This is a genomic window from Gammaproteobacteria bacterium, from assembly GCA_016199745.1.
Classification (GTDB): domain Bacteria; phylum Pseudomonadota; class Gammaproteobacteria; order Acidiferrobacterales; family Sulfurifustaceae; genus JACQFZ01.
Window position 1 is genome coordinate 1 of sequence record JACQFZ010000023.1, and the last position, 24,582, is coordinate 24,582.

The 24,582-nt window shown below is 59.3% G+C and carries 26 protein-coding genes and 1 pseudogene; 9 read left to right on the forward strand and 18 right to left on the reverse strand.

Annotated features, from left to right (window positions below):
- Positions 1–202 precede the first annotated feature (202 nt).
- From HY308_06685 to HY308_06695, 3 genes are read right to left on the reverse strand one after another with little or no spacing between them, the layout of a single operon-like run.
- Complete coding sequence (locus HY308_06685; protein MBI3897968.1) at positions 203–1,381, reverse strand: MFS transporter; 1,179 nt, start codon at positions 1,379–1,381, stop codon at positions 203–205.
- Positions 1,382–1,384: 3 nt separating this feature from the next.
- Entirely contained in the window at positions 1,385–1,951 is a 567-nt protein-coding gene (locus tag HY308_06690) for a chalcone isomerase family protein (GenBank protein MBI3897969.1), read from the reverse strand.
- 50 nt (positions 1,952–2,001) lie between these two features.
- Positions 2,002–2,889: a DMT family transporter gene (locus HY308_06695; protein ID MBI3897970.1), complete on the reverse strand. Its 888-nt coding sequence runs from the start codon at positions 2,887–2,889 to the stop codon at positions 2,002–2,004.
- 364 nt (positions 2,890–3,253) lie between these two features.
- Between HY308_06695 and HY308_06700 the strand changes: the two genes are divergently transcribed.
- Positions 3,254–3,664: an HNH nuclease family protein gene (locus tag HY308_06700; GenBank protein ID MBI3897971.1), complete on the forward strand. Its 411-nt coding sequence runs from the start codon at positions 3,254–3,256 to the stop codon at positions 3,662–3,664.
- Here the strand turns inward: HY308_06700 and HY308_06705 are convergent.
- Positions 3,651–4,217 carry a DedA family protein gene (locus HY308_06705; protein MBI3897972.1) on the reverse strand — a complete coding sequence of 189 codons (567 nt, stop codon included), beginning with the start codon at positions 4,215–4,217 and terminating at the stop codon, positions 3,651–3,653. The genes HY308_06700 and HY308_06705 overlap by 14 nt on opposite strands.
- 171 nt (positions 4,218–4,388) lie before the next feature.
- On the opposite strand from HY308_06705, the gene HY308_06710 reads away from it, so the two are divergent.
- The gene (locus tag HY308_06710; GenBank protein ID MBI3897973.1) at positions 4,389–4,919 is read left to right on the forward strand and encodes a glycine cleavage system protein R; all 531 of its coding nucleotides are present in this window, start codon (positions 4,389–4,391) and stop codon (positions 4,917–4,919) included.
- Between the two features lie 433 nt (positions 4,920–5,352).
- Here HY308_06710 and HY308_06715 read toward each other — a convergent pair whose 3' ends face one another.
- Positions 5,353–6,267 (reverse strand): LysR family transcriptional regulator, encoded by a 915-nt coding sequence (locus tag HY308_06715; protein MBI3897974.1) that lies wholly within the window; start codon positions 6,265–6,267, stop codon positions 5,353–5,355.
- Positions 6,268–6,368: 101 nt separating this feature from the next.
- Between HY308_06715 and HY308_06720 the strand changes: the two genes are divergently transcribed.
- On the forward strand, positions 6,369–7,265 hold the full coding sequence (locus HY308_06720) for an NAD-dependent epimerase/dehydratase family protein (protein MBI3897975.1): 897 nt from the start codon (positions 6,369–6,371) through the stop codon (positions 7,263–7,265).
- A gap of 57 nt (positions 7,266–7,322) precedes the next feature.
- On the opposite strand, the gene HY308_06725 is transcribed toward HY308_06720, so the two are convergent.
- From HY308_06725 to HY308_06755, 7 genes are all read right to left on the reverse strand, one after another.
- Positions 7,323–10,442: an efflux RND transporter permease subunit gene (locus HY308_06725; protein ID MBI3897976.1), complete on the reverse strand. Its 3,120-nt coding sequence runs from the start codon at positions 10,440–10,442 to the stop codon at positions 7,323–7,325.
- Positions 10,443–10,455: 13 nt separating this feature from the next.
- Positions 10,456–11,550 (reverse strand): efflux RND transporter periplasmic adaptor subunit, encoded by a 1,095-nt coding sequence (locus HY308_06730; protein ID MBI3897977.1) that lies wholly within the window; start codon positions 11,548–11,550, stop codon positions 10,456–10,458.
- 196 nt (positions 11,551–11,746) lie between these two features.
- Positions 11,747–12,907, reverse strand: a complete 1,161-nt coding sequence (locus HY308_06735) for a diguanylate cyclase (protein ID MBI3897978.1) — start codon at positions 12,905–12,907, stop codon at positions 11,747–11,749.
- A gap of 133 nt (positions 12,908–13,040) precedes the next feature.
- Positions 13,041–13,538 (reverse strand): TPM domain-containing protein, encoded by a 498-nt coding sequence (locus HY308_06740; GenBank protein MBI3897979.1) that lies wholly within the window; start codon positions 13,536–13,538, stop codon positions 13,041–13,043.
- On the reverse strand, positions 13,538–14,479 hold the full coding sequence (locus HY308_06745) for a YgcG family protein (GenBank protein ID MBI3897980.1): 942 nt from the start codon (positions 14,477–14,479) through the stop codon (positions 13,538–13,540). Before HY308_06745 ends, HY308_06740 begins: the two co-directional genes overlap by 1 nt.
- 53 nt (positions 14,480–14,532) lie before the next feature.
- Positions 14,533–15,144 (reverse strand): LemA family protein, encoded by a 612-nt coding sequence (locus HY308_06750; protein MBI3897981.1) that lies wholly within the window; start codon positions 15,142–15,144, stop codon positions 14,533–14,535.
- 37 nt (positions 15,145–15,181) lie between these two features.
- Positions 15,182–15,997: a hypothetical protein gene (locus HY308_06755; protein MBI3897982.1), complete on the reverse strand. Its 816-nt coding sequence runs from the start codon at positions 15,995–15,997 to the stop codon at positions 15,182–15,184.
- A gap of 90 nt (positions 15,998–16,087) precedes the next feature.
- Here HY308_06755 and HY308_06760 point away from each other — a divergent pair, with 90 nt between their 5' ends.
- The 3 genes from HY308_06760 to HY308_06770 all read left to right on the forward strand — a co-directional run bounded on the left by HY308_06760 (position 16,088) and on the right by HY308_06770 (position 18,558).
- Positions 16,088–16,834 carry an alpha/beta fold hydrolase gene (locus tag HY308_06760; GenBank protein MBI3897983.1) on the forward strand — a complete coding sequence of 249 codons (747 nt, stop codon included), beginning with the start codon at positions 16,088–16,090 and terminating at the stop codon, positions 16,832–16,834.
- A gap of 76 nt (positions 16,835–16,910) precedes the next feature.
- A complete protein-coding gene (locus HY308_06765; GenBank protein ID MBI3897984.1) occupies positions 16,911–17,837 on the forward strand; it encodes an AEC family transporter in 927 nt (308 codons plus the stop codon).
- A gap of 49 nt (positions 17,838–17,886) precedes the next feature.
- A complete protein-coding gene (locus HY308_06770; GenBank protein MBI3897985.1) occupies positions 17,887–18,558 on the forward strand; it encodes a DsbA family protein in 672 nt (223 codons plus the stop codon).
- 28 nt (positions 18,559–18,586) lie between these two features.
- Here HY308_06770 and HY308_06775 read toward each other — a convergent pair whose 3' ends face one another.
- From HY308_06775 to HY308_06795, 5 genes are all read right to left on the reverse strand, one after another.
- Complete coding sequence (locus HY308_06775) at positions 18,587–19,372, reverse strand: ABC transporter permease (GenBank protein ID MBI3897986.1); 786 nt, start codon at positions 19,370–19,372, stop codon at positions 18,587–18,589.
- Positions 19,369–20,286, reverse strand: a complete 918-nt coding sequence (locus HY308_06780) for an ATP-binding cassette domain-containing protein (GenBank protein MBI3897987.1) — start codon at positions 20,284–20,286, stop codon at positions 19,369–19,371. The genes HY308_06775 and HY308_06780 overlap by 4 nt, the downstream gene beginning before the upstream one ends.
- A gap of 9 nt (positions 20,287–20,295) precedes the next feature.
- Positions 20,296–20,607 (reverse strand): hypothetical protein, encoded by a 312-nt coding sequence (locus tag HY308_06785; protein ID MBI3897988.1) that lies wholly within the window; start codon positions 20,605–20,607, stop codon positions 20,296–20,298.
- Between the two features lie 2 nt (positions 20,608–20,609).
- Positions 20,610–21,581, reverse strand: a complete 972-nt coding sequence (locus HY308_06790; protein ID MBI3897989.1) for a DnaJ domain-containing protein — start codon at positions 21,579–21,581, stop codon at positions 20,610–20,612.
- A 127-nt stretch (positions 21,582–21,708) separates the two neighbouring features.
- Complete coding sequence (locus tag HY308_06795; GenBank protein ID MBI3897990.1) at positions 21,709–21,951, reverse strand: DUF3565 domain-containing protein; 243 nt, start codon at positions 21,949–21,951, stop codon at positions 21,709–21,711.
- A 381-nt stretch (positions 21,952–22,332) separates the two neighbouring features.
- Between HY308_06795 and HY308_06800 the strand changes: the two are divergent.
- Positions 22,333–22,826: pseudogene (locus HY308_06800) on the forward strand (SDR family NAD(P)-dependent oxidoreductase).
- On the opposite strand, the gene HY308_06805 reads toward HY308_06800, so the two are convergent.
- On the reverse strand, positions 22,817–23,155 hold the full coding sequence (locus HY308_06805) for a hypothetical protein (GenBank protein MBI3897991.1): 339 nt from the start codon (positions 23,153–23,155) through the stop codon (positions 22,817–22,819). The pseudogene HY308_06800 and the gene HY308_06805 sit on opposite strands and share 10 nt — an antisense overlap.
- Positions 23,156–23,442: 287 nt before the next feature.
- Between HY308_06805 and HY308_06810 the strand changes: the two genes are divergently transcribed.
- Positions 23,443–23,595 (forward strand): hypothetical protein, encoded by a 153-nt coding sequence (locus HY308_06810; protein ID MBI3897992.1) that lies wholly within the window; start codon positions 23,443–23,445, stop codon positions 23,593–23,595.
- 20 nt (positions 23,596–23,615) lie between these two features.
- Entirely contained in the window at positions 23,616–24,293 is a 678-nt protein-coding gene (locus tag HY308_06815; GenBank protein ID MBI3897993.1) for an SGNH/GDSL hydrolase family protein, read from the forward strand.
- Positions 24,294–24,582 lie beyond the last annotated feature (289 nt).

The following is a 24,582-nucleotide window of genomic DNA, read 5'->3' on the forward strand; positions in this document are numbered from 1 at the left end:
GCAATATCCAATCCGATCACCGCTGCGTTAGTATTCATCTGGGCTCCACCTCCTGACGATAGCGCGTTGACCGATTCAACCCGCTTGGCGCATTGTGACGCCGTTGAGTAAGGGGGTGGAGTCCATTGCATTAGGGTGGGCAGCTGAGGTTGCTGCCCACGCGGATAAAAAGAAACGTGGGCAACAAGTTGCCCACCCTACATTAAGAAGTCTTTGCCGTGCTACCTGTCCGCCTCAACCAAGCTACCGCAATCACGATCGCCACGATCAGCGGCACCACGCTCATATTGAGCGCCTGCCAACCCAATTTATAGTGCAGCGGCCCCGACGAGAACGCCGTTGCGGTAACGACGCCGAGAACCAGGAAATCGTTGAGTGCCTGGGTCTTGGCTCTTTCTTCCGGCGTGTAAGTATCGGTTAACAGCGTTGTGCCGCCGACGAATAAGAAGTTCCAGCCGAGGCCGAGCAATACCAGCGCCAACCAGACCGCCCAGAAATCGGTGCTGAGCAGATTGAGCAACACACAGCCGACGTAAAATATCGTTCCCAACAAAATAATTTTCGACACGCCGAAGCGCTTGATCAGCCGGCCGGTGACGAACGATGGCGCGAACATGGCGACCAAGTGCCACTGAATGATGAATGCTGTTTCGCCGAAGCTGTAGTTGTGATCGTGTAGCGTTAGCGGTGTCGAGGTCATGATCAAGCTCATGATGCCGTAGCCGAACATGGCGGCGATAACGGCGACCATGAATGCTGGTTGGCGGGCGATCTCCCACATCGGTCGGCCACGACCGCGGCGTTCTTCCGAAGTCGGTGGCGGGATGTCGACGAACATGAGCGCGACCAGGGCGATGAGATAGACCGCCGCCAGGCTCAAATAGCTGCCGCTGAATTTTGCGGTCGCTAAATCGGCGGTCCAATTGGCGAGGTTAGGGCCAACAAAGGCGGCGACCACGCCGCCGGCAAGCACGTAAGAGATCGCCGTGCTGCGGTAGTCGGGGCCGGCGGCATCGGCGGCGGCGAAACGATAATAAGTACCGAAGCCGTTGAACACGCCGTTCAAGCCGAGGCCGAGACAGAACAGCACGAACTGACCGTGCCAAATGCCGTAGGCGGCGAGTATGCTGCCGATGACACCGAACACCGCGCCGATGACAAAGCCGGGCCGGCGGCCGATGTGCTTCATCAGGAACGCCGCCGGCATTACCGTCAATAACGTTACGCCGAACTGTACGCCGATCGGCAGCGTCGCCAGCGTTTTGTCGCCGGTCAGCGCTAAGCCGACCCACGGCGCCGCCGTTAACATGAGCGATTGGCCGATCATCAACGTTGCCTGGCAGATCGCCAGCAGAACGACGTTTCTCTTGGCAGTGTTCATGCTTCAGCCCTTACCTAGCAATGCTTGCTTGAGGTCCTTGTCTACGGGGTTGTTGCCGAGCCAGATTTTCAACAGCGCCTTCTGAAAATCTTCGCCCGGAACCGCGCCGCGTTTTTTGTCGTTGATGAAAACTTCGGTGCTTCCGTCCAACAGCAGGTCGAGCCGGATGACATCGCCGCGGAATACGGTCGGGAACAGCTTATTGAATTGATCGATACGGGCTTTGAGCGCCTTCAGCTCGTCGGCCGTGTGGTTGGCAGCGAAGCCGTCGTTCCAGGCATCGACTAGCTTGTCGGCCGATATTTCGCTGTGGAGCAAATGCAGTCGTACGCTTTTCGGCGCCGGTGCCGCCAGCACGCTCAGCGTGTTGCCTTCGCGCGCTTTCAAATACAGTGCGCCGACGTAGATCTTGAAGAAAACGCGCGTGCGTATGCCGGCGCCGTTCAGCACGAGATCGTTCGTCTGTACCGTTACCGTATCCGGCACTTGGACGCCGGCGATTTCTTTGCCGAAGGCAATAGTCGTGCTGAGCACCAAGCCGACAGCAGTTACCGCAGTGAGAAGTTTCATCGTTTCCTCCCGTGTTGTTTTAGTGGTTACCGCTATTCTGCAGTGGACAGCTAAATTTGTCTGCTTCGTATCACAGGCAGCCGGTGGCCCCACTGGTGCAGCGCTAGCCCACTGAGTACCAGCGCCGTGCCGCCGTAAATGGCCGGTGTAATCTGTTCGTGGTCGACCAGGCGGCCGAGTAATAACGCGGTCACCGGCGTCACGACTGTGATCAACGCCACGCCCGAGGCCGATGTATAACGTAGTATGTAGTAGAACAAGGTAAAGCCGAGGGTCGACGCGATTACGCCCAAATACAAAATCGACTCGAGCGTTTTCGTCGGCAGCTGCGTCGGCAACCGGCCGTCGAATAACAACCAGGTCAGCAGAAACAACAACGACGCGTAGATCATCGAGCCGGTGGATACGGCCAACGGCGGCAATGCAGCGCCGTCGCGCTTGACCAGCACCATGCTCAGCGAGCTGATGACGACGCCGACGAGCAGTACGGCAATGCCGGCGAGCGCTTGCCGACCGAGCGTTAGACCGGCACCGAAGATGGCGATCAGTCCGACGAGGCCGAGCATCATGCCGGCAATTCGCGCCGGTGTGAGGCGGCGCTCGCCCAGCAACCAGCGCGCCAACAAGGCTGTGACTAGCGGCGTTAGTCCGAACAACACCGACACTAGGCCGGACGGTACGAATTGCACCGACCAGTACACACATAACATGGCACCATAACTCGAGATGGATGCGGCGGCATATGTGCGGCGAGCTTGGCGATGCCACGGCATCTGTTGGCGCAGTACTAACATGAGCGCGAGACAACACAACGCGGCGAGACTCATGCGTCCGAACGCGCCAAACAGAAAACCGATTCCTTGGCTGCTCCATTTGACGGCGAGCGGCGCGGTCGACCAAATCAACAAGATGGCAAAACCCGCAGCCGGCACTGACATCGTTATTTCCTTTATTAAAATAGATTCTCACCAACTTCCCCTCCCCCTCAGGGGGAGGGCAAAGGGTGGGGGTGGGTTTAAGCGGCGAACGATCTACGTTAAACAAAATAAAAAAGGCCACAGAACTTTCGTCCTGTGGCCTTTGACTGAATCCGATTGCGCTTAACGACTAACTATACAAATTCTCCAGGCACACAGGGTTGGCGTTCGCCTTTCGGGCGACGCATGGGTAAACGCCAAACTCGATGTGCTGTTTGAAACATGTGATCGAGTCTAACGAAGCTATGGCGCGGTCGGCAAGCAATTTCAATTTCGTTGCGAAGAGTCAATACGACAGGTAGGCTCATCGCAAAGGAGTCTATCGATGGCAGGACGAGGATATGGCCCGCGCAAGCCGCCGGGTGGAACGATCGATAGCGGTAAGCTCGATCAGCTGGTCGCGCGTGCGCGCAAAGAGGCGGATACGCGCATGGGCGGATATCGCGAACAATCGTTGCGGTTATACCCGTGGGTGTGTGCGCGTTGCGGACGCGAGTTTACGCGCGAGAACTTGCACGAGCTGACGGTGCATCACAAAGATCATAACCACGACAACAATCCCGCCGATGGCAGCAACTGGGAAAACCTGTGCCTGTATTGTCATGACTGGGAGCACCAGAAATATTCCCATCTCATCAGCGGTGTCGGTTCGACTTTCGGTTTGACGGCAGCCGCTATCAAGCCGGCGACCAACAATCCATTCGCCAATCTCAAGGACATCCTCAAGAAGAAGTGAGGCTGGCGCGCCGGTTCGACAAAAAGCGGCGGATCACCCAAGCCAGCAGCGCGACACCGGCGACGACCAGCAGCAGCCATCGACGGTCGCCGGCCAACAACGTCTTTAGGGTGGCGCCGCCGACGTAACCCGCCATCGCCAGCGCCGTCGCCCAAATCAGCGTGCTGATCGCATTCAGCACCAGGAAGCGCGTGGGCGACACCTTGGACATGCCCAGTAAAAACGGCGTCACCGTGCGCACGCCATAGACGAAGCGAAAACCGAGAATCGTGCAATTTTTGTAACGCTCGATCCAGCGACAAACGCCGGCGGCGCGCTGCTGCATACGCGACGAACCCCGCAATATCCGGCCGCCGTGGCGCCGCCCGAGATGGAACCAGAATTGATCGGCGATTAAGGTGCCGATGAATGCAATCCCCAGTACCGGCCGCAGGTCCAAATAACCCAGCTGCGCCGCCAAACCGCCGGCCAACAGTACCGTTTCGCCTTCGACGAAGGTGCCGAGGAGGATCGCGAGGTAGCCGTATTCGCCGATGAGATGTTCCAGGACCATGTTTCGGCATCATTGGTCGGCATCGGCCTAATTACAACCCGGCGCCATTGGGGGCAATGCCGGGGAAGCAATATTCACCGCGCTACTGGTAAGATATGCGCCGTTCCAGAAAAACCGCGTTGGCGGATTTTGCGATTTAGCGTCCCTTTCTATTTTCGGACTATCCCCGTAATGAAGAAGTATCTCGTTCTGTCCGCGGTCGGCACTGACCGAGTAGGTATCGTGCGCGATCTGGCGAAGGCCATTGCCGACGTCGGTTGCGGCGTCGCCGATTCACGCGTTGCTGTGCTCGGCAGCGAATGCACCGTCATGTTGCTCGCTTGCGGCAGCTGGAATGCCATCGCCAAGCTCGAAAACCAGGCGCTGGCGCTGAGCAAGAAGCTTGACCTCGTCATTAACGCGCATCGCACCGAAGAACGGGCGCCGCGCGAGGACATGTTGTCGTACGTCGTCGATGTCGCCACGCTCGATAGCCCGGCGGTCGTGACCGAGCTCGCCGACTTTTTTGCCAGCCGGCAAATCAATATCGACGAAATGAGCACCTGGGCTTATACCGCCGTGCACACAGGCGCCGGCATGCTGTCGATCAGCATGAATATCAGTATCCCGTCCGATCTCCACGTCGGCCGGTTGCGCGATGAGTTCACCGATTTCTGCGATACCCTCAACCTCGATGCGACTCTCGAGCCGGCACGCCGATAATTTCCATAGGTAAGGTTTAAACCACCGGCTCTAGCCGGTCGGCGAACGTCACCCCTGTTACCGCCGGCACGCATGGCGCCCTCCCCCTCAGGGGGAGGGCTGGGGTGGGGGTGGGTTTTCGTTCTATCCGACAACGGTGCCCGAAACCCATCCCCCTCCCAACCTCCCCCTTGAAGGGGGAGGCGCAAAACCCAAAGAAGCGCGTGCTCGCCAAGCGGCAGACGCCGCGATTCAGAAAGCCAAAACCCGTCAGCCGCCAGCGCCGGCGCAAAAACGGCCAGCACCCGCGACTGAATCCGCTGCCAGCTAATTCATTCTCACTAACACCAGATTATTTAACCCCCGCCACGGAGGGGTTTATTATGCATGCGGTGATAAATCGCCCGGTGTCGTAGCGTCCGGTCCGGTGCCTGTGCGCGCGCGTCGACATGAATCAGCGATCGATTTCCCAGTAAGCCGGTGTGCCCCAATGATGGGTTAGGAAGTCGATGAACAAACGACTCTTCGCCGGAATGTGGCGTCCTTCCGGAAACACGGCGTAGACCGTGAGTGCTTGAATCGAATAGTTCGGTAGTACGCGTCGCAAGCGTCCGGCTTGCAAATCGGGGCCGATCGCGGCCGCCGGCATGCGCACCAAACCCAGTCCGGCTAACGCCGCTTCGCGTAATACCAATCCACTATTGGCTTGCAACGAGCCCGCGACTTTGACCGTCACCGGTCCATCGACACCATGGAACTGCCACTCATTGATCTTGGGGGCATGACTGAACAACAAACAATCGTGTTTCAGTAAGTCGGCCGGCTCGTTAGGAATGCCGCGCCGATCGAGATAGGCCGGGGCCGCGCAAAGATAAAAGCTGCAAGTCGCGAGCTGGCGCGCGACCAGGTTGGAGTCGGGCGCAAGTTTGCCGACGCGGATGGCGAGATCGAAGCCGCCTTCGACCAGGTCGGTAATGCGGTCCTCCATGACGATATCGAGGCGCAGTTCCGGATGTTGCTGAATGAATTTCGAAATCACCGGCGAGATGTGCAGTAAACCGAACGACATCGGCGTGCTGATGCGCAACACGCCGCGCGGATGTCCGCGCATGAGCGTAACCGCGTCTTCTGCCGCGCGCGCTTCGTCGAGCGCTTTGACCGCATGCCGATAATAAAGCTCGCCGGCGTCGGTCAGGCTCAGCTTGCGCGTGGTTCGATGCAGCAGCCGCACATTGAGGTGTGATTCGAGGCGGGAAATTTGCTTGCTGACGGTGGATTTAGAAAGCCCCAGCCGGCGCGCCGCCGGCGAAAAGCCCTCGGCTTCCACGACCGCCGCGAAGATCGCCATACCGCTTAATGCTTCCATCATTGTCTCTTTAAAGAAACAGTATTGTTCCAATTAGCTAGATTATAGCTATTAAAGAAACGATGTAATGTCAGTCCTCACTAAAACAAAGCGAGGACTGTGTCATGAAGGTATTTGTCACCGGTGCCACCGGCTATATCGGTTCCAGCGTCGCCAGCGCGTTTCGTCGCGCCGGCCATGAGGTCTGGGGTTTGACCCGCAGCAACGAGAAAGCCAAGCAGCTGGCGCGCGACGAAATTCATCCGGTGGTCGGTTCGCTGCAACAGCCGCAGGCATGGTTGAGCGTGGCCGAACAGGCGGCGGTGTTAGTGCACGCCGCGGTCGATTACGAAGCCGATGTTTTCGCACTCGATCGCAAAACCGTCGATACCTTGATCTCGATCGGCAACAGCGGCGCGCAACCGAAGATGCTGGTCTACACCAGCGGCGTGTGGGTCCACGGCGATACGCGCGGCCAAGTGGTCGATGAGACGACATTGCCGACACCGGTAAAGTTTGTGACAGCACGGACGGAGACCGAACAACGATTGTTGGCCGCCGCTGGCGTACGCGGCATCGTGATTCGTCCCGGTGTGGTCTACGGTAAGCGCGGCGGGCTAACCGGCATATGGTTCAACGCCGCGGTCGACGGCGGGCTGACGGCGGTCGGCGATGGTAAGAACCACTGGGCCATGATCCATGTGGACGATCTCGCCGAGCTGTATGTTGGCGCGGTCGAACAGCAACAGACCGGCGAGATCTTCAACGCCGTCGATCGCTCGCGTTCGAACGTCGCCGATATGGTGAGTGCGGTGGCGCGAGCCGCGGGCTATACCGGCAAGATCAATTACGTGCCGGTGGACGCGGCGCGCGAGAAGATGGGTGACTTCGCCGAAGCATTGGCGATCGATCAGCGTGTCGATAGCAGCAAGGCCGAACGTCTACTGAATTGGCAGCCGCGGCATCGCGGTTTCGTCGAAGATGTGGCGTTGTATTTCGAGGCGTGGCGAGCGGCGCATTAGAAACGGTCCCTCCCCCTGAAGGGGAGGGAGCCAAAGAAGGGGCTTCGATGAGATTGTTCAAACCTCTTCCGTCACCGACTTCCTTTCCGTTACCGACTCCCGCACCGCCGTCGTCGCATGATGGCGGCGATGCAGATGTCGTTTGCTCCACTGTACGGCATCGTCCACATACGTAAACACGATGGGTATCACTAACAAGCTCAAGAAGGTCGACGTGATCAAACCGCCGATCACGACGATCGCCATCGGCGAGCGAAAGCTCGGATCGACGCCGAGACCCAGTGCAATCGGCGTCATGCCGGCGCCCATCGCCACCGTCGTCATTACGATCGGCCGCGCGCGTTTGTGACACGCATCGAGTAACGCCTCTAGCCGCGTCAAGCCGCGGTCGCGGTGCGCCATGATGGCGTACTCGACCAACAGGATCGAGTTCTTAGTAGCGATGCCCATCAGCATGATGAGACCGATCATCGACGGCATCGACAACGCCGTTTGCGTGACGAACAGCGCCAGAAACGCGCCCGGAATCGACAGCACCAGTGCCGCCAAGATCGTTACCGGTTGCACGAAGTCCTTGAACAACAACACCAGCACGATGTAGATGCACAACACGCCGGTTAACATGGCGAGGCCGAAGCTCGAGAACAGCTCAGCCATCGCCTCGGCGTCGCCCATCGTTGTTTTGATCACACCGGACGGCAGGTTTTGCAAGCTTGGCAGCTCGTCGGCACGTTTCTGTACCTCGCCCAGCGGTTGTTGATTCAGCTCAATCTCGAAATTGATGTTGCGCTGCCGATCGTAGCGATCGATCTCCGCTGGGCCGCTGTCGATAGATATCGCCGCGACATTGCCGAGCATCACCGGACCGCGTGCACCGGGTACCGGCAGGCGCGCGAGCAGGTCCAGATCCTGGCGAGCATTGGCGTTCAACTTCACCACCACCGGTACTTGCCGTTGCGCCAGATTGAGCTTCGCCAGTCCCTGGTCGTAATCGCCGGCAGTGGCGATGCGTAGCGTGTCGGCAATCGCCGCCGAGGTGACACCGAGATCCGCTGCTTTGGCGAAATCGGGCCGCACGATCAACTCAGGTCGCGTCAGGCTCGAGGTCGAGGTTACGTTGCCGATACCGGGAATCGTGCGCAACTCGCGCTCGACCAAGTGCGCGTGCGCCGTCAGCGCCTCGCCGTCTTCGCCCGCCAACACGATCACGTACTTATCGTTGGCGCCGCCGAGGCCGACGTTGACGCGCGCGCCCGGCAGCGTCTCCAGCGCCTTGCGCAACTCGCGTTCGACGTCTTGTTTACTGACGCCGTGGCGTTCATGGCGCGGCGTTAGGTTAATGGTCAACGTTGCTTTCCGCACTTCGGCCGCGCCATGCGGCGCAAACGGGTCGCCGCCGGCATTGCCGCCGCCGACGGCGGTGTAAACCATCTTTACGTGCGGATGCTGCTGGACGATCGCGCGTGCTTGCTCGGCGGCGGCGAACGTCTGCTTGAAGGTACTGCCGGGCGGTAGCGACAAGTAAACCTGCGTCTGCGACAAATCGTCCGGCGGGATGAAGCCGGTCGGTAGGAACTTCGCCAAAAACACCGAGCCGGCCAGAAACACGACAGTAATGAGCAAGGTTTTGATGCGGTGTTGCAGCACCCAACGCGCCGACGACATATAAAGCTTCATGAAGCGACCGTCGCTATGATCGTTGTTGTCGGCGCGTAGCACATAAGCCGACATCATCGGCGTCAGCATGCGCGCGACCACGAGCGAGGCGATCACCGCGATCGACGCGGTCCAACCGAACTGTACGAAAAATTTCCCCGGCACACCGCTCATGAACGCCGTCGGCAGAAACACCGCGACCAGCGTGAACGTGGTCGCGATCACGGCCAGACCGATTTCGTCGGCGGCTTCGGTCGCCGCCTGAAACGGCGACTTACCCATGCGCAAGTGGCGCATGATGTTCTCGATTTCGACGATAGCGTCGTCGACCAGCACGCCGACCACGAGCGACAGCGACAGCAGCGTAACGACATTGATCGAGAAGCCGAGCGCATGCATGCCCCAGAACGCCGGAATGATCGACAGCGGCAGCGCCGTAGCGGCGACCAGCGTTGCCCGCCAGTTGCGCAGGAAGAACCAGACGACGATGACGGCAAGAATCGCGCCTTCGTACATCAGCTTCATCGAGCCGTTGTAGTTCTCGACTACCGGGTCGACGAAGTTGAATGCTTCGGTAACGGCGATCTCCGGATGCGCCTTGGTGAGCTCGGCGATCGCTTGGTGCACGCCGTCGGCGACTTCGACTTCGCCGGCGCCGCGGCTACGGGTGATCTCGAAGCCGACCACCGGCTTGCCGTTCAGCAGTGCCGCACTGCGTTGTTCGGCGACCGCATCGCGCACGGTCGCGACCTCATCAAGCTGCACATGACGGCCGTCGGACAGGACGATGTCTAGGCGTGCCAGCTCGGCGGCGGAATGCACGGTGGCGATGGTGCGCACCGATTGCTCGGCGCCGCCGAAATCGGTGCGGCCGCCCGACGCTTCTTGTTGCATTTGCCGGAGTTGCCGCGAAATATCGGCGGCACTCGCGTTCAGCGCCAGTAACTTCGCCGGATCGACTTCGACGCTCACTTCGCGGGTGACGCCGCCGACGCGGCTAACCGCGCCGACGCCTTTGACCGACAAGATTCGCTTGGCAACGGTGTTATCGACAAACCACGAAAGCGCTTCGTCATCCATGCGCGTCGATGCGACGGTGTAGGTCAGGATCGGCATGCCCGCCAAATCAACTTTGGCGATTACGGGATCGCGCAGATCGCCCGGCAAATCGGAGCGCACGCGCGATACCGCGTCGCGTACATCGTCGACCGCTTCCTGGGTCGGTTTCTCCAGGCGGAACTCGGCGGTGACGGTTGCCATGCCGTCCTGTACCTTGGTGTAGATGTGCTTGACGCCTTGCAGCGTTGCCAGCGAGTTCTCGATTTTGCGCGCGACCTCGGTTTCCATCTGCGCCGGCGCCGCGCCGGGCAGAGAGGCGGTGACGGTCACCGTCGGTAAGTCGATGTCCGGAAAATTTTGGATTTTCATCGCTGCGAAGCTCATCAGGCCGACGATCGTAAGCATGATGAACAGCAACAGCGACGGTGTTGGATTGCGAATCGACCAAGACGAAACGTTTATCATCGTGCTGCTCTCATTTGCCGCCGTCGATGACGCGGACGACGTCGCCGTCGCTTAAGAAGCCGGCGCCCGACGCGACCACCTTCGCGGTATGGTCGAGACCGCTGGTGATCTCGATGCGATCGCCGACGCGGCGCCCGGTACCGACCTTGGTCTGGATCGCCTTGCTGGCAGCATCGATACGAAACACGTAAGCGAAGCCCTCGCGTAGCAATACCGCGCTTTGCGGCAGAGTCAGCGCCTGCGCTTTGCCGAGCTCGAACTGACCGCGGGCGAACATCCCAGCCTTGGCCGGGCCTGGATTCGGCAGGTCGACGTAGACAATGCCGTTGCGCGTTTGTGGATCAACCGTCGGCGCGACCATCCGCACGTTGCCGATCACCGTATCGCCGCCGGCGGGCGTAACTTGAGCGGCGACGCCGGGGCGAATGCGCGCGAGCTGGTCGGCACTGACTTCGCCGCGCCATTCCAACCGTTGTTGGCGAATCAGTCGGAACAGCTCCTGCCCGGGTTGCACCACCGCGCCGACGGTGGCGTTGCGCGCCGAGATCGCGCCGTCGTCGGATGCGAGTACGCGCGTTTGCGCCAAGCGCAGTTCATCGGCACTCAGTTTCGCGCGCAGCGCATCGATTCGCGCCAGCGCGGTTTGCTCGCCGGTGAAGTTTTGCTCGGCTTGTTGGGCACTGATGGCGCCGGAAGCCTGCAGTTGCCGGGCGCGCTCGGCATTGGCTTTGGCTTCGGCAAGCAACGCCTGCGCTTCGGCGACGCTGGCACGGGTTTGCGCGACCTCAGCGGCGACGGTGTCGCTTTGCAGATTCGCTAGCACTTGACCGCGGTGCACGTGGTCGCCGACGTTGACCAGCACCTGAGTAAGGCGCAGGCCGCCGATCTCGGCGCCGATCAGCGCTTCTTGCCAGGCGGTGACGTTGCCGGTGGCCGCCAAGGTTTGCGTCCATTCCTCGGTTTGCGGGGTCGTTAGGCTTACCGAGAGCGCTGGCTTTGTCGCAATCGTCGACTTGGCGTCGGCTTTATTGGTTTTATCATCCGCGGCGCAACTGACAAGCGCGGACAAGGCCACGCAGAGCGTGGCGACTAGCAGTTTTCTCATTGATGACTCCCTTGAATACCGCCATCGCGGGCAACGCGAACAGGCATGTCTGTGGGCGTAGGGTATTGGCGATACGTGCGATGCGCCATGTCCCTTTGGACAGGTGACCAGCTAGTTGCCGTTGGCTGAGCGAATTATTGCTGTTGTTGGACCCGGGGCGGACCCCCGCGTTCAACATTATTTATTATCTTGGCCGTTAGGAAACGATGACCCCGATCTGCCGGGTGCGCCGCAACTGTGCCAGCGTTTCGTGCGCGCGCTCGAGGAAAGCGCTGGTATCTTCGCCGATCGAGTAGACAACGAGCGCGCCGGCAAACGGCGGTAATGCAAAACTGGCACCGCCATGGCTGACGTGCGTTTCGCTGGCGCGCTTATGCGCTTTTTCTAACGCGCGTTGGGCGCCGTCTTTGGCGGTATCGGGGAACATGACCGCAAACTGATCGCGGTCGTACTGACCGACCAGATCGTAAGCGCGGAAGCTGCCGAGGACTTCTTGGACGTAACAGCGCAACACCGCGGTGCTCGCTGCCGGGTCGTGTTGATTGGCGATGCTGTCGAGCCACTCGATGTCGATTAGGCCGAGCGATAAGGCTGCGCCGCTGCGTTTGCTGCGGCGGATTTCGGCATCGAGCTCGCGGATAAAAATATCGCGCTTCGGCAGCGTGCCCCAGCGGGTAACGCTGCGCGCCAGCAATTCCGGTGCGGTCGATAAGCGTGTGCGCTTGGCAAGATCGCGTTGCGTTTTTTCCAGCTCGAGGCGCAACCGCTCGTGCTCCGTTTCTAGGCGCTGCAGCTGCTCGCTGGTTTTGCTCAGTTGTTGAGTCAGGGTTTCGCGTTGTTGCGCCAGTTCTTCCAGACTTTTCATCCATGCCTGTTTCAATTGTTGATAATCCTTGACGGTGCGGTAGATCGCCTGCCAGGCGTCTTGCTCGGAGCGTCGCAGCGTTTGGTATTGCACGGCGCATTGACCGTGCAGTTGCGTGTGCGGTTGTTTCGATTCGGCGGTTACTTCGGTGGAAGGCGAGGTGATGACCAGATGTAGCATGCGCTCGCGCTGGCTGTCGGCGGCAAGCGCCGGGTCCGGCAGGTAAGGAGTGATGTGCTGCTGTAACAGTCGAGCGCGGATGCGCATGTTGGCCAGAACGATCGGATCCTGTGCGTAATCGCCGAGGCGGCGATGCAGCTCGATAAGGCAGGTGGTGTCGGGCGGTCGGTTGGGATGGGTATGTTGGCGAATCGTCCGGGAGATGAGCCCGTAAAGCTCGTCGCCATCGAGCGTTTCCTTGAGGGAAACTAGGTACCGGGCGATGGTTTGCATCACCCGCGGTTCCATCGGCAGGGCTTCGCTGAGTCCCAATCGGTGTTCCCCCAACGGCGTGTCAACTCATGCTAGGTAGGACCGCTGAACGTCAGCCAATGTACCGATCAATGGTTAAAAGCACAATATGTTAATGGTTTATGTTTGGGTCGTGTAGACCGCAGAAATTTAGTTACAGCAGAATCGGTCGATCGCTGATCTCGTTCGCCTGTGGACCGGAGCGCGGGTAGTGTTGCGATAAGTGCGTGCTGACGGCGCGGATACCTTCGATGACGCCGGCCTCGAATTGGCCGGCGCGGAACGATTGCTCCATCGACCGGCAAATACGTTCCCATTCGTCCGCGCCGACACGGGCGTGGATGCCGCGATCGGCGACGATCTCGACATCGCGGTCGGCGAGCAGCAAGTAAATCAAGACGCCGTTATTGCGTTCGGTGTCCCATACGCGCAGCCGCGAGAACGCATCGATTGCACGTTCGCGTGCCGAAATGCCGCGCAGCAGCGGCGCCAATTCGAGCGCGGTCTCGACCGCGAAGCAGACTTGGCCGGAATGGGTTGCTTCGCTGGTGCGAATGGTCGATTCGATCGCTTGCAGCGCACGCGCCGGGAACGTTTGGCGAGTGCGCCAAGAAGGCGTCCCTAAGTGGCGCAACACACGTTTCGATTTCATCACCATTTCCCCGAAGCGCCACCACCACCAAAGCCACCACCACCACCACCACCGCCAAATCCACCACCGCCACCGCCACCGAAGCCGCCAAAACCGCCGCCACCGAAACCGCCGCTGCCCCAGTTGCGATGGCTGCCGCCGTGGCTTTGCCCGCCGAGAGCAAGCGTCACGAAGAATACGATAATGCCTAATAGCAGCGCCCCCGCCAGTGAGCCGATGATCGACCAAGCGACGAAGCTAGCAATGGTGCCGGCACTGACGCCGCCGAGCAGCCGGCCGAGCAGCGCCCGTAGGATATTGCCGACGACGAACACGGCGATAAAAGCGAACGGCAGTATTTGCTGAAACCGCGACCAGCTTTGGTCGCGCCGACTCGGCGGCGGCAACGGTTCGCCGTCGACGAGCCGTATCAAGCGGGTGACACCGGCCTGGATACCGCCGTAGTAATCGCCTTGCTTGAAGAACGGCACGATCACTTCTTGGATGACGCGATTGGCGACGGCGTCCGGTATTACGCCTTCGAGCCCATAGCCGACTTCGATGCGCAGGTCGCGATCCTTCAATGCCACGAGCAACAACACGCCGTCGTCGACGCCTTTGCGTCCGAGCTTCCAGGCTTCAGCGACGCGGATGCCGTATTGCTCGATCTCTTCCGGTTTCGTCGTCGGTACGATTAGCACCGCAATCTGGCTGCCCTTACGCGTCTCGAATTCGGCGAGCTGGCGTTCCAGATTTTGCCGTTGCTCGGCGCTGAGGGCGCCGGCCATGTCGGTGACGCGAGCGTGCAGTGCCGGTACCGCAACTTCGGCGTGAGTGATGGCGGCGTATAGGCAAAGAATCAGTAGCAGCAGCCATGACCCGCGAAGTGCAGCGCTACGGGTAGTCGCGGCGTCCTCCCTCAAGGAAATGGCGGAGGCGAGGGGATAGTGATTACGCTGCATTAGATTGTTATATCCCCTTTATGCCGGATGACGGCCCGACGCACGCCGTTCGTTCACTTCGAAAAATCAACTTGCGGCGCATTGGTGATTTCGCGCTCATTGTCGACAGTGAAACTCGGTTTGGTTTTGTAACCGAACATCATCGCCGTCAAATTATTCGGGAACGAGCGGACGATGACGTTATATTCTTGCACTGCCTTGATGTAACGATCGCGCGCAACGGCGATGCGGTTTTCCGTGCCTTCGAGCTGCGCTTGCAGATCGCGGAAGTTAGCGTCGGCTTTGAGCTGCGGATAGTTTTCCGCTACCACTAGCAATCGTGAGAGTGCCGAGCTCATATCGTGTTGCGCTGACTGGAAGCGGGCGAATGCCTGCGGATCGTTCAGCAGCTCGGGCGTCGCCTGAATTTGGCCGACACGGGCGCGCGCTTCGGTGACTTGGGTCAACACTTCGCGTTCGTGGGTTGCGTAGCCCTTCACAATATTGACCAGATTCGGAATCAGGTCAGCACGCCGTTTGTATTGGTTCAATACTTGCGCCCAGCTGGCGTTAATCTGCTCGTCGGCTTGTTGCAGCGCGTTGTAACCGCAACTGCTGAGCAGCCAGACGGCCATGACCAGTCCTAACCAGCGGCCAAACCCTTTGCTACTAATAATGGTGCGCATGCGCTTCTCCAGTTCTCTCAAAAATTTCTTGGCGTCTTTATTCGACCAGTAACGCCGACAATCGCTCGACCGCACGCGGCCGACCGAAGACGGCGCTGTAAATACGTGTACCGTCGGCGGTGACGAAATCGCGTACCGTGCGATATTCGCCGCCAGCCTCCTCGATCAAGATGGGGGCGGCAGCTATATCCCACAAGGTGTCGTGATAGTCGACCATGGCGTCGACCGCGCCGATGGCGGCCAGGCTGTGGCCATAGCACGAGCGATAGATTCGATGGTTCGTAAACGTGCGCGCCAGCGTATCGAAGCGCGCGCCTTCATCGCGATAACGCATGAAGTTGGCGCGGGCGCTGAGCACTAGCCGCAGGCGTTCGTTACTTATGTCAGCGGCGAGGTCGGCGAGCTGAACGCGTTTGCCGTTGTGCCAGGTGCCGCGGCCGAATGCGGCGTGGCAGCGCAAATTCAATACCGGATGGTCGAGCACACCGACCAGTGCTCGGCCGCCATAGTAAAGCGCCAGGATGCTGCCGAAGGTCGGCAGGTGGTGCACGAAATCTTCGGTACCGTCGATAGGATCGAGAATCCACTGAAACGGCGATTCCGGGCGTGTCGGCGCGAATTCCTCGCCGATGATGCCGTGGTCTGGATACTGCCGACCGATAAGTGCCCGTAATTGTTCTTCGACGGCGATGTCGGCACTGGTGACGTAGCTACCGTCGGCTTTGTGCTTGACGTCAAAGCCGGTGCGCAGTGCCTGATTGATAACGGCGCGTGCGGTGTCGGCCAGCTCCAACGCGCGGGCGTGCAGTTCTACGACCAGTGTGGGATTTAATTCCTGGCGAATGTCTGGCATGGCGCGATTCTACAGCGTTTGTGTAGCCAAAGAACTTTCGCTCGGGCAAGCAGTCTTTCTTATTGCGGCCAATGATGACGTTTAAAACCCATGGAATGGGGACGGCTCTTAGGGATAGCGTTGTTGCTGATATTGTTGTCGGCATGCGCAGCGATGCGTCCGTTGGCGGTTCCGGTAGTGAGTCAGGCGTATGTCGCGTCACCGCAGCGTAGCGATACTCTTATCGTTCTGTTGCCGGGTATTAGCGATAGCGTGCATGAGTTCGAGCAGGCCGGGTTTCTGTGGTCAGCGCGCCGGCAGGGTATCGACGCCGATATCTGGGCGGTCGATGCGCACTACGGTTATTACCATCGCGGCGTGATCGTCGAACGTTTACGGTACGACATCATCGAGCCGGCGCGTCGTCAGGGTTATCGGCATATCTGGCTGGTCGGCTTCTCACTCGGCGGCTTCGGTTCGTTGCTCTATCTCAAATCGTATCCGCACACGATCGACGGCGTGTTGTTGATCGCGCCGTTTCTCGGTAGCGGCAGCGATTCGCCGTTCGATCCGGCCGAGTTGCTGCAGTGGCGCAACGGCGAGCACGGCTTATGGCAGTGGTTGCAGGACTACGCCGCCGGCCCGCGCCAACCGCCGATTTATCTCGGTTATGGCGCGCAAGATAAATTTGCACCGGTGATCGCCCGCCTAGCCGAACAGTTGCCGGCCGACCATGTGTTGCGTATGCCCGGCGAGCACAATTGGAAAACGTGGCGACTGCTGTGGGATCGCGTGCTCGAACGGCAACTGCTGTTCGCGCGCTTGCCGCCGACGATTTCCGCGCAGCGTGCGCCGTAGCGCTTCCGCACAAACACCGGCGGCGGTGATAGGATGACGCGCCGCTCGCAACAATAACTTTCCTCCGCTAAAAATCATGATCAGCACGCTGTTGCAGATGTTTGCCTTGATCGGCGTCGGCTTGCTCTGGTCGTGGCGCCAACCCGGTAAGCTCGAAACCGAAGCGTCGCGCAAAGTATTAGTCGGTGCGGTTTACTATTTGTTCTTACCGGCGCTGGTGTTGTTGGTGCTGTGGCGCGCACCGATCGGTCTCGACAGCGTGAAAATCGCCGCCGCCGCCATTAGCGGCATCTTGGTCGCGATCGCCGCCAGCGTCCTCATGTGCCGCTGGCTGCAGGTGCCGCGCGCTACCGCCGGTGCCGTGATCATCGCTGCCTCCTGGCCGAACATTACTTTTCTCGGATTACCCGTACTCGCGCAAACGCTCGGTCCGTGGACCGCGAATGTCGCCATTCAATACGACTTGTTCGCGTGCACGCCGACGATCCTGACGCTCGGTATCGTCATCGCCAATAGTTATGGCGCCGACGGCAAATCGGAAAAGCCGCTCAGCAGGGTCGCGCGTGTGCCGGCGATTTGGGCGGCGTTGATCGCACTCGCATTCAATCTCACCGACGTACCGTTGCCGCAGTGGATCGAAGGTTTACTGCACTTAATGAGCGCCGCCATCGTGCCGCTGATGCTGATCTCGGTCGGCATGGCGCTGCGTCAAGGTTTCGGGCAGCGACAGCATTTGCGGTTGGTGATTCCGGTCGCGCTCATCCAATTGTTGCTGATGCCGTTCGTGGTGTGGCGGGTTGCTGCCGCGCTCGGCATCAGCGGCGACACGCTCGTCGCCGTGGTGCTCGAAGGCGCTATGCCGAGCATGGTGATGGGCATCGTGATCGCCGATCGCCACGGTTTGAACGTCGGCGCCTACGCGGCGGCGCTAACGGCGACGACGTTGCTTTGTTTCATCACGTTACCGCTTTGGTTTCATTGGGCGCGGCTGCCGATCTTCTGACGCGTTTCGTGCGCTAGACTCAGAAGAGTCCACCGCTACTGCCGCATCGATGCCAAAATCTCGTGCCATTTTTTTGGTTATCGCGTTGCTCGTCGCCTGTGCGCAGGCGCCGTCCGCGCCGGAAACGGATCGCAGCGCGGGTCCTGCGGACGGTGTCATACCGCGCAACGCCTCGGTTTTAAATCTCGATGGCGAACGTTCGCTCGGTAGCCCGAGCGCGAAACTCGTGCTGATCGAGTTCGCCGATTATCAGTGTCCGTATTGCCGCCGTTTTCACGTCGGTACGTTGCCCAAGTTGCAGCGTGCGTACATTGACACGGGCGTGTTGCGTTATTTCTATAAAGACTTGCCGTTACCCATGCATGCGCAAGCGTTTCCCGCCAGCGTTGCCGCTTATTGTGCTGGTGTGCAGGGACAGTATTGGCCGATGCATGAACAGTTATATGAGGACCAAGCGCGCTTAGGTGATGCGCTGTTCGATGAGATCGCGCGCAAGCTGGGTCTCGATATGGATCGCTTCAAGGCGTGTCGGCAGAAGGACTCGGAGGCGACGCCTGTGGTTCGTCGCGATATGAGGGAGGCGAGAACGATGGGGATTAACGCGACGCCAACGTTTGTGTTGGCGCGGATCGAGGCGGGGCGGGTGGTAGTGAAGCGTGTCTCGAGTGGGTCACCGAGCTTTGAGGTGTTTGCGAAGGAGATTGAGGCGTTGCGGGAGTAGATGAATCGCCCCATTGGGGCGATTCCTTCTAAACAACCAACCGTTGCCGCGCCAACTTAACCGCCAGCCCAAAAGCTGCAACGCCATATACCAACAACACACCCAGATGAAACCCAACATGCAGCAACGGCCGCCCCGCGACCAATGGGCGTACCAGTTCAACAGCATGCACCAGCGGAAAAAACTGTACGACCGACTGCAATGTCGTCGGCAACGAGCTAACCGGATAGAACACCCCTGACAACAGAAAAATCGGCGTCAACACCAACGTCATGTAGTAGTTGAAGTAGTCGTAACCACGCGCGAACGTGCAGACCAACAGACCGAGACAAGAGAAACAGAAGCCGGTGAGGAAGATGACCGGAATCACCCATAACGCCTGCCAATCGTGCACGGCGCCGAGCACGGCGGCGACCAGCAAAATGCCGCTGCCGCTGATTGCGCATTTGGTCGCGGACCACAGCGCCTCGCCGAGCAGAATGTCTTGCACTTCCAGCGGCGTCGACAGAATCGCTTCATAAGTGCGTTGCGGCACCATGCGCGTATAGGCGGAGTACATCGATTCGAAGCTCGCGGTATTCATGGTCGACGAAGCGAGGATGCCGGAGGCGAGGAACGTGAGGTAGGGCATCTGCATCATCTCGCCGATGTACAAGCCGAGGCCGTAGCCTAAGCCGAGCAAATACAAAAACGGTTCGCCGAAATTGATCAGCAGGCTCGGAATCATCAGCTTGCGCCATACCAGCGCGTTGCGGCGCCAGACAGCGAAGGCGCCGTGGCGCAAGTGCGGTACGAATAGATAAAGCGCGCTCATTCGCGTAGCTCACGGCCGGTCAGCTTCATAAAGACGTCTTCCAAATTCGCCGGTCGATGATAGAACGTCAGGTTCGGTTGCGCTTCCAAGCGCGCGATCGCGGCGCGGGCGTTGCTCGTGTAGTAATAAATCGAGTCGCCGACGATTTCGGTGCGGCCGCCGTCGGCCGGCAATAAATGTTGCGCGGCCTTACCATTGTCGCGAACTTCGATCACTTCCGGCTCGACGTGACGGCGGATCAACTCGCGCGGCGTGCCTTGATCGAGGATGCGGCCGTGATCCATTACCACCAGCGCGTCGCACAGGCGCTCCGCTTCTTCCATGTAGTGCGTCGTCAGCAGCAGCGTCTTGCCTTGATCGCGCAGGTCACGCAGCCGACCCCAAATCAGGTGACGGATTTGTGGATCGAGGCCGGTGGTGGGTTCATCGAGGATGACCAGTTCCGGATCGTTGATGAGCGCACGGGCGATGGTCAGGCGCCGGCGCATGCCGCCGGAAAGCGTCGCGATCTTGGTGTCGGCACGATCGCTCAAATTGACGAAGTTGAGCAACGCACCGATGCGGCGCTTAAGTACGGCGGCGTTCAGACCGAAATAGTTGCCGTAGATGCGTAAGTTTTCACCGACCGTGAAGTCCGGATCGAGATTGTCGATTTGCGGGACCACACCGGTGCGTGCTCGCACGTGACGCCCGCTTGCCGGCATCGGCAAGCCGAACACATTGAGCGTGCCGCCGGACAACGGCGATTGCCCGAGCACCATGCGCAACGTCGTCGTTTTGCCGGCGCCGTTCGGACCGAGGATGCCGAAGCAGCTACCAGCGGCGATGGCGAGATCGATGCTGCGCACGACCTCGGTTGTGCCGAAGCTTTTGCGCAAAGCACGTGCGTCGATAATCGGGCGCTCGTGGGCCATCCGTTGTTATCAGTGTTGTTGCGGTAACTGGCACTCTAGCATGTGCAGTCGGCGCTCCAACTCGCCGATGCGTTCGCGATAGGCGAGCACCAGCGCCAGTCCGTTGAGCGACAACTCGAAATCGTCGCGCAACCGATGCGCGGCGCGTGCGAGCTCGATGCAACGTGCTTCGAACATCCATTCGCCGGTGCTGTCGTGCAGCTCGAATACGCCGAGCGTCACCAATTCGCGAATTTCAATAATGGTGAAGCCGGAGCAATCGGCAAGCTCGCCGAGCGGGATGAGTAAGAGCTCGTTCAGCAATTGTTCGGAGTCGGCCATGATTAGCTGCGCTCGAAATGACGCCGCGGATTGAATGTCGAGAGCTGTTGTAGTTCTTCATACAGTGCGCGCTCGCGCGGCGTCAGCGACTCGGGCGCGGCGATTTGTACGACCGCATAGAGATCGCCGCTACCGCCGCCCGGCTTCGGCAAGCCTTGGCCGGCGAGTCGCAGTTTTTGACCGGAGTGCGCGCCGGCGGCGATTTTGAGGCGGACTTTTCCGGACAACGTCGGGACTTCGATCGAAGCGCCGAGCGCCGCTTCGGGCGGCGTCAGTGGCACTTCGAGATACAGATCGTGGCCGCTCGGCTTGAATAACGGGTGCGGCCGCAAGCTGATATTCAAATAGAGCGCGCCGGCCGGTCCGCCATTGACGCCGGGGCCGCCTTTGCCCGGCACACGCAGCTTTTGTCGGTCGCTCACGCCCTTGGGAATGCGTACGGTGACGGTCTTCGGCGTGCGTCGCGGCATGCCGTTGTCGTATTCGGTAACGCTGAGGTCGAGGTTTACTTCGGTACCGCGTAGCGCGTCTTCGAGTGGTATCTGCACGTCGACTTCGAAATCTTGCCCCGGCATCGGCCCACCGCGGCCGCGCCGTCGCGGGTCGTTGCGCGCGCCGAAGATGCCGCCGAACAGATCCGATAGATCGAGCTCGTCGCTGAAACTGTCGGAGCCGCCACTGCTGCCGGCACTCCTGCCACCGTGGCCTTGCGAGAATTGCTCGGCCCAATCGGGCGACGGGCGGAAATCTTCGCCCGGGCGATGGCGGCCGAGCCGATCGTAGGCGGCGCGCTTCTCAGCGTCTTTCAGCACTTCGTAGGCTTCGCCGATTTCTTTGAAGCGCTCTTCGGCGTTTTTTTCCTTCGAGACGTCAGGATGATATTTGCGGGCGAGACGGCGATACGCTTTCTTGATGTCGTCTTCACTGGCGTCGCGGGCGACGTCGAGAATTTGGTAGTAGTCCTTGTACTTCATGAGTCGAGACGGCGGTGGAGTGACACTATTCTAACAGTCTGTTGTAAATCCGCCTGCATGTCGCGATGTTTGTGACTGTCGCCAGAAGTCCCGCCAGAATTGGCGGGACTTCGGCAACACGGCGCACTCAGTGGTATGTGCGGTCCGCTTGCGGTTGGGGACTGTGCGGGTGATCGACGCCTGCTTCGACACCACATTGCTTGCAATTCAACCGCGCGCCAACGCGGCTCTTACGGCCTTCGGCCGTGATTACCCACGGCCGATTAATCCAAGGTGGGCGATGACGCACGTGCTGTGCGTGTCCGCATTCTAGGTCGGCGACCCAGTCGTTCCGTTCGTCTTTATGAAAGCCTACGATCCGTCGTTTCATGATGAGCCCATTGCTGTTTGAAATTAAAGAGGGAAGTACCGAAAAACCCTTCCTTGGATCTTTCAGCAGTGCGCGGCAGTACATGGCCGATGGGACCATACGATTTATAAGAGGTTCCCTGTGAGGCAATGCCGTTGGCGGCGCATACTGCATATCGATCATTATGGGTAGAGCCGTCCAAGTGTAACGAGCGTCGCCGTCGCGTAACAGTCACTGTGAGCGTGGGGAACCCCCTCGTCGCTGGGCCGTCGAAATAACGATACGGCGGCAATTGAATATCCGCCGCTCATATGCGGGCACTGCGCAAATTTTAGGCATGCACAATTTATCGCTTAACAAGGAGGCAGTCGCGTGGAACCCCGGTACGAGAAACAACAGCCAGTGCGCTCGCCGCAACACCAGCCGCGTCAGCCCGGGATCGAACACGAGCGGCCGATCTTTATTCGTGACGATTATCGCGGCAGCGGCAAATTGGAAAACCGCGTCGCTCTCATCACCGGTGGCGACAGCGGTATCGGCCGCGCGGTCGCGGTGCACTACGCGCGCGAAGGTGCGCATATCGCGAGCGCGTATCTTGACGAGCACGAGGACGCCGCCGAGACCAAGCGCTTGGGGTCGAAGCCGAAGGTCGTCGCTGTCTCACGATCGCCGACGAAGGTTTCTGTGACGAGGCGGTGAATCGGACGGAACAGGAATACGGTGCGTTAGACATTTTGGTGAACAACGCCGCCGGGCAACATCCGCAAGACGATTTGCAAAAAATTTCGGCCGAGCGATGGGTGCGCACCTTCCACACCAATGAACGTGTGGAAGAATTCGGTGGCGATGTGCCGCGAGGACACGCCGGTCAGCCGGCGCGCGTCAATTACACCTGAAGCGCCAGAAAGTACGGCAACCAGCGTACCAGTAGTGCCAGCGCCCCTAGCAAGTTGGCGATCGCAATGATCTTCAACTGTCGACGCTGCGCCGGCGTCGCGTCGCTGGCAAATACGCGTGCCATCAACACGTCCAGCAGCAATACCATAAACACGATTGGCATCATTACCGGCACCAACACCGTACGCACTAATCCCCAGCCGCTGAGAGTCGTCAACGCCCCGGGTAGCGGTAGCAAAACCAATAACAACACGGCAAAACCGAGCAATAAAAGGCGCAACAAGCCGAATTGCTGAAGCTGATGTGAGACGGAGGAGGTGGTCGGCATAGATATAAAGTCGCTGTTAATCGTTTGCGGGCGCCACTTTATACCAAAGCGGCCGCGCGCGGTCGTTGCCTAGTTGAGCGGAAAGGCAGTGGGTGCTCGCGCGATCGAAGATCATTGGCGCTACTTGATTTGATACGAACCCGTAATAGGTGTAGCCCAAAAATTCAGTAGGGATTTGCTGCCTGCAATCGCGTACGTTTACGTGGTGCTAAGTAATAACTTCGTGGCTACTTGTGCGCGGTTATCGATGTTCATCTTTTTCAGGATGTTTGCCGGAAGTGAAAGACGTGGGTGACTTCTACGACCAGGGCGAAAAAATGCTGAGCCGTATTTGGGATGATGGATATGTTTGCCCTGGCCTGCAAAGAAATGGCGGAAACTCCCCAGTGCGGGCTGCTTATGATCACGGCAAAAAAGAAGTGATCTACTTCAGGATCTAAAAAATAGATGGAGCGGTTGAATGTCGAAAGCGGAGAAAGATGAGGTTATCAGGAACATCCTCGTGTACGGAGATTCATTATCGTGGGGAATCGTTCCTCTGAAGCGGGAGAGAATGGCGTTCCCGAACCGATGGCCCGGCGTGCTGGAAATCGGCCTAAACGTTCACGCAACGGATGATGGCAAACGCTACCGGGTGATCGAAGACTGCTTGAACGGCCGGCGAACGGTATGGGATGACCCGTATAAGCCGGGACGCAACGGGCTTGACAGTTTGGGCCAGAAGATAGAAATCCACTCCCCCCTCCACCTGGTTATATTGATGTTGGGCACTAACGATTTCCAATCGCTCCACGCACACAACGCCTGGCACTCCGCGCAAGGGATCGTCACCCTAATCCGGGCGATACGTCATGCCCCGGTTGAACCGGAAATGTTCATTCCGCCGATCCTGGTGGTGGCCCCGCCACCCATGGGCATTCCGAAGGGACCCATCGCGCCGAAATTTTTGGGAGGAAAGGAAAAATCGATCGGTCTCGCTGATGCTTACAGAGAGGTAACGGAGATCGAGAAATGCCATTTTTTCGATGCCGGTACCGTCACCGGCTCCAGCGAACTGGACGGAATACACCTAGACCCTCCCCAACATCGGGCGTTGGCGCTGGCGCTTAAAGAGGTTGTGCGGGCGATATTGGGATAAGCGTGCCGGTCGTGTAGCGGCTGTGCCAACAATAGGACAGATGCTTGAGGGTCTCGGGCGATACGGTTGCCGATATCGGATAGCCGATCGGCTTCATGTGTCGTCGGTGACATAAGAAAACCTGCTGCCATCGGCCCGATGACAACAATTCCCAGCATTTCCTTGTTGCCGCTCTGCGAAACGGGATAACCGTCGGTGCGAGCGATAGCGTTCAAGTGCCTCAGGGATCCGATTGACAGTGCCCGACGCTTCCCCTAGCTTGTCGACCTCATCGCCTTGAGACCGCGTT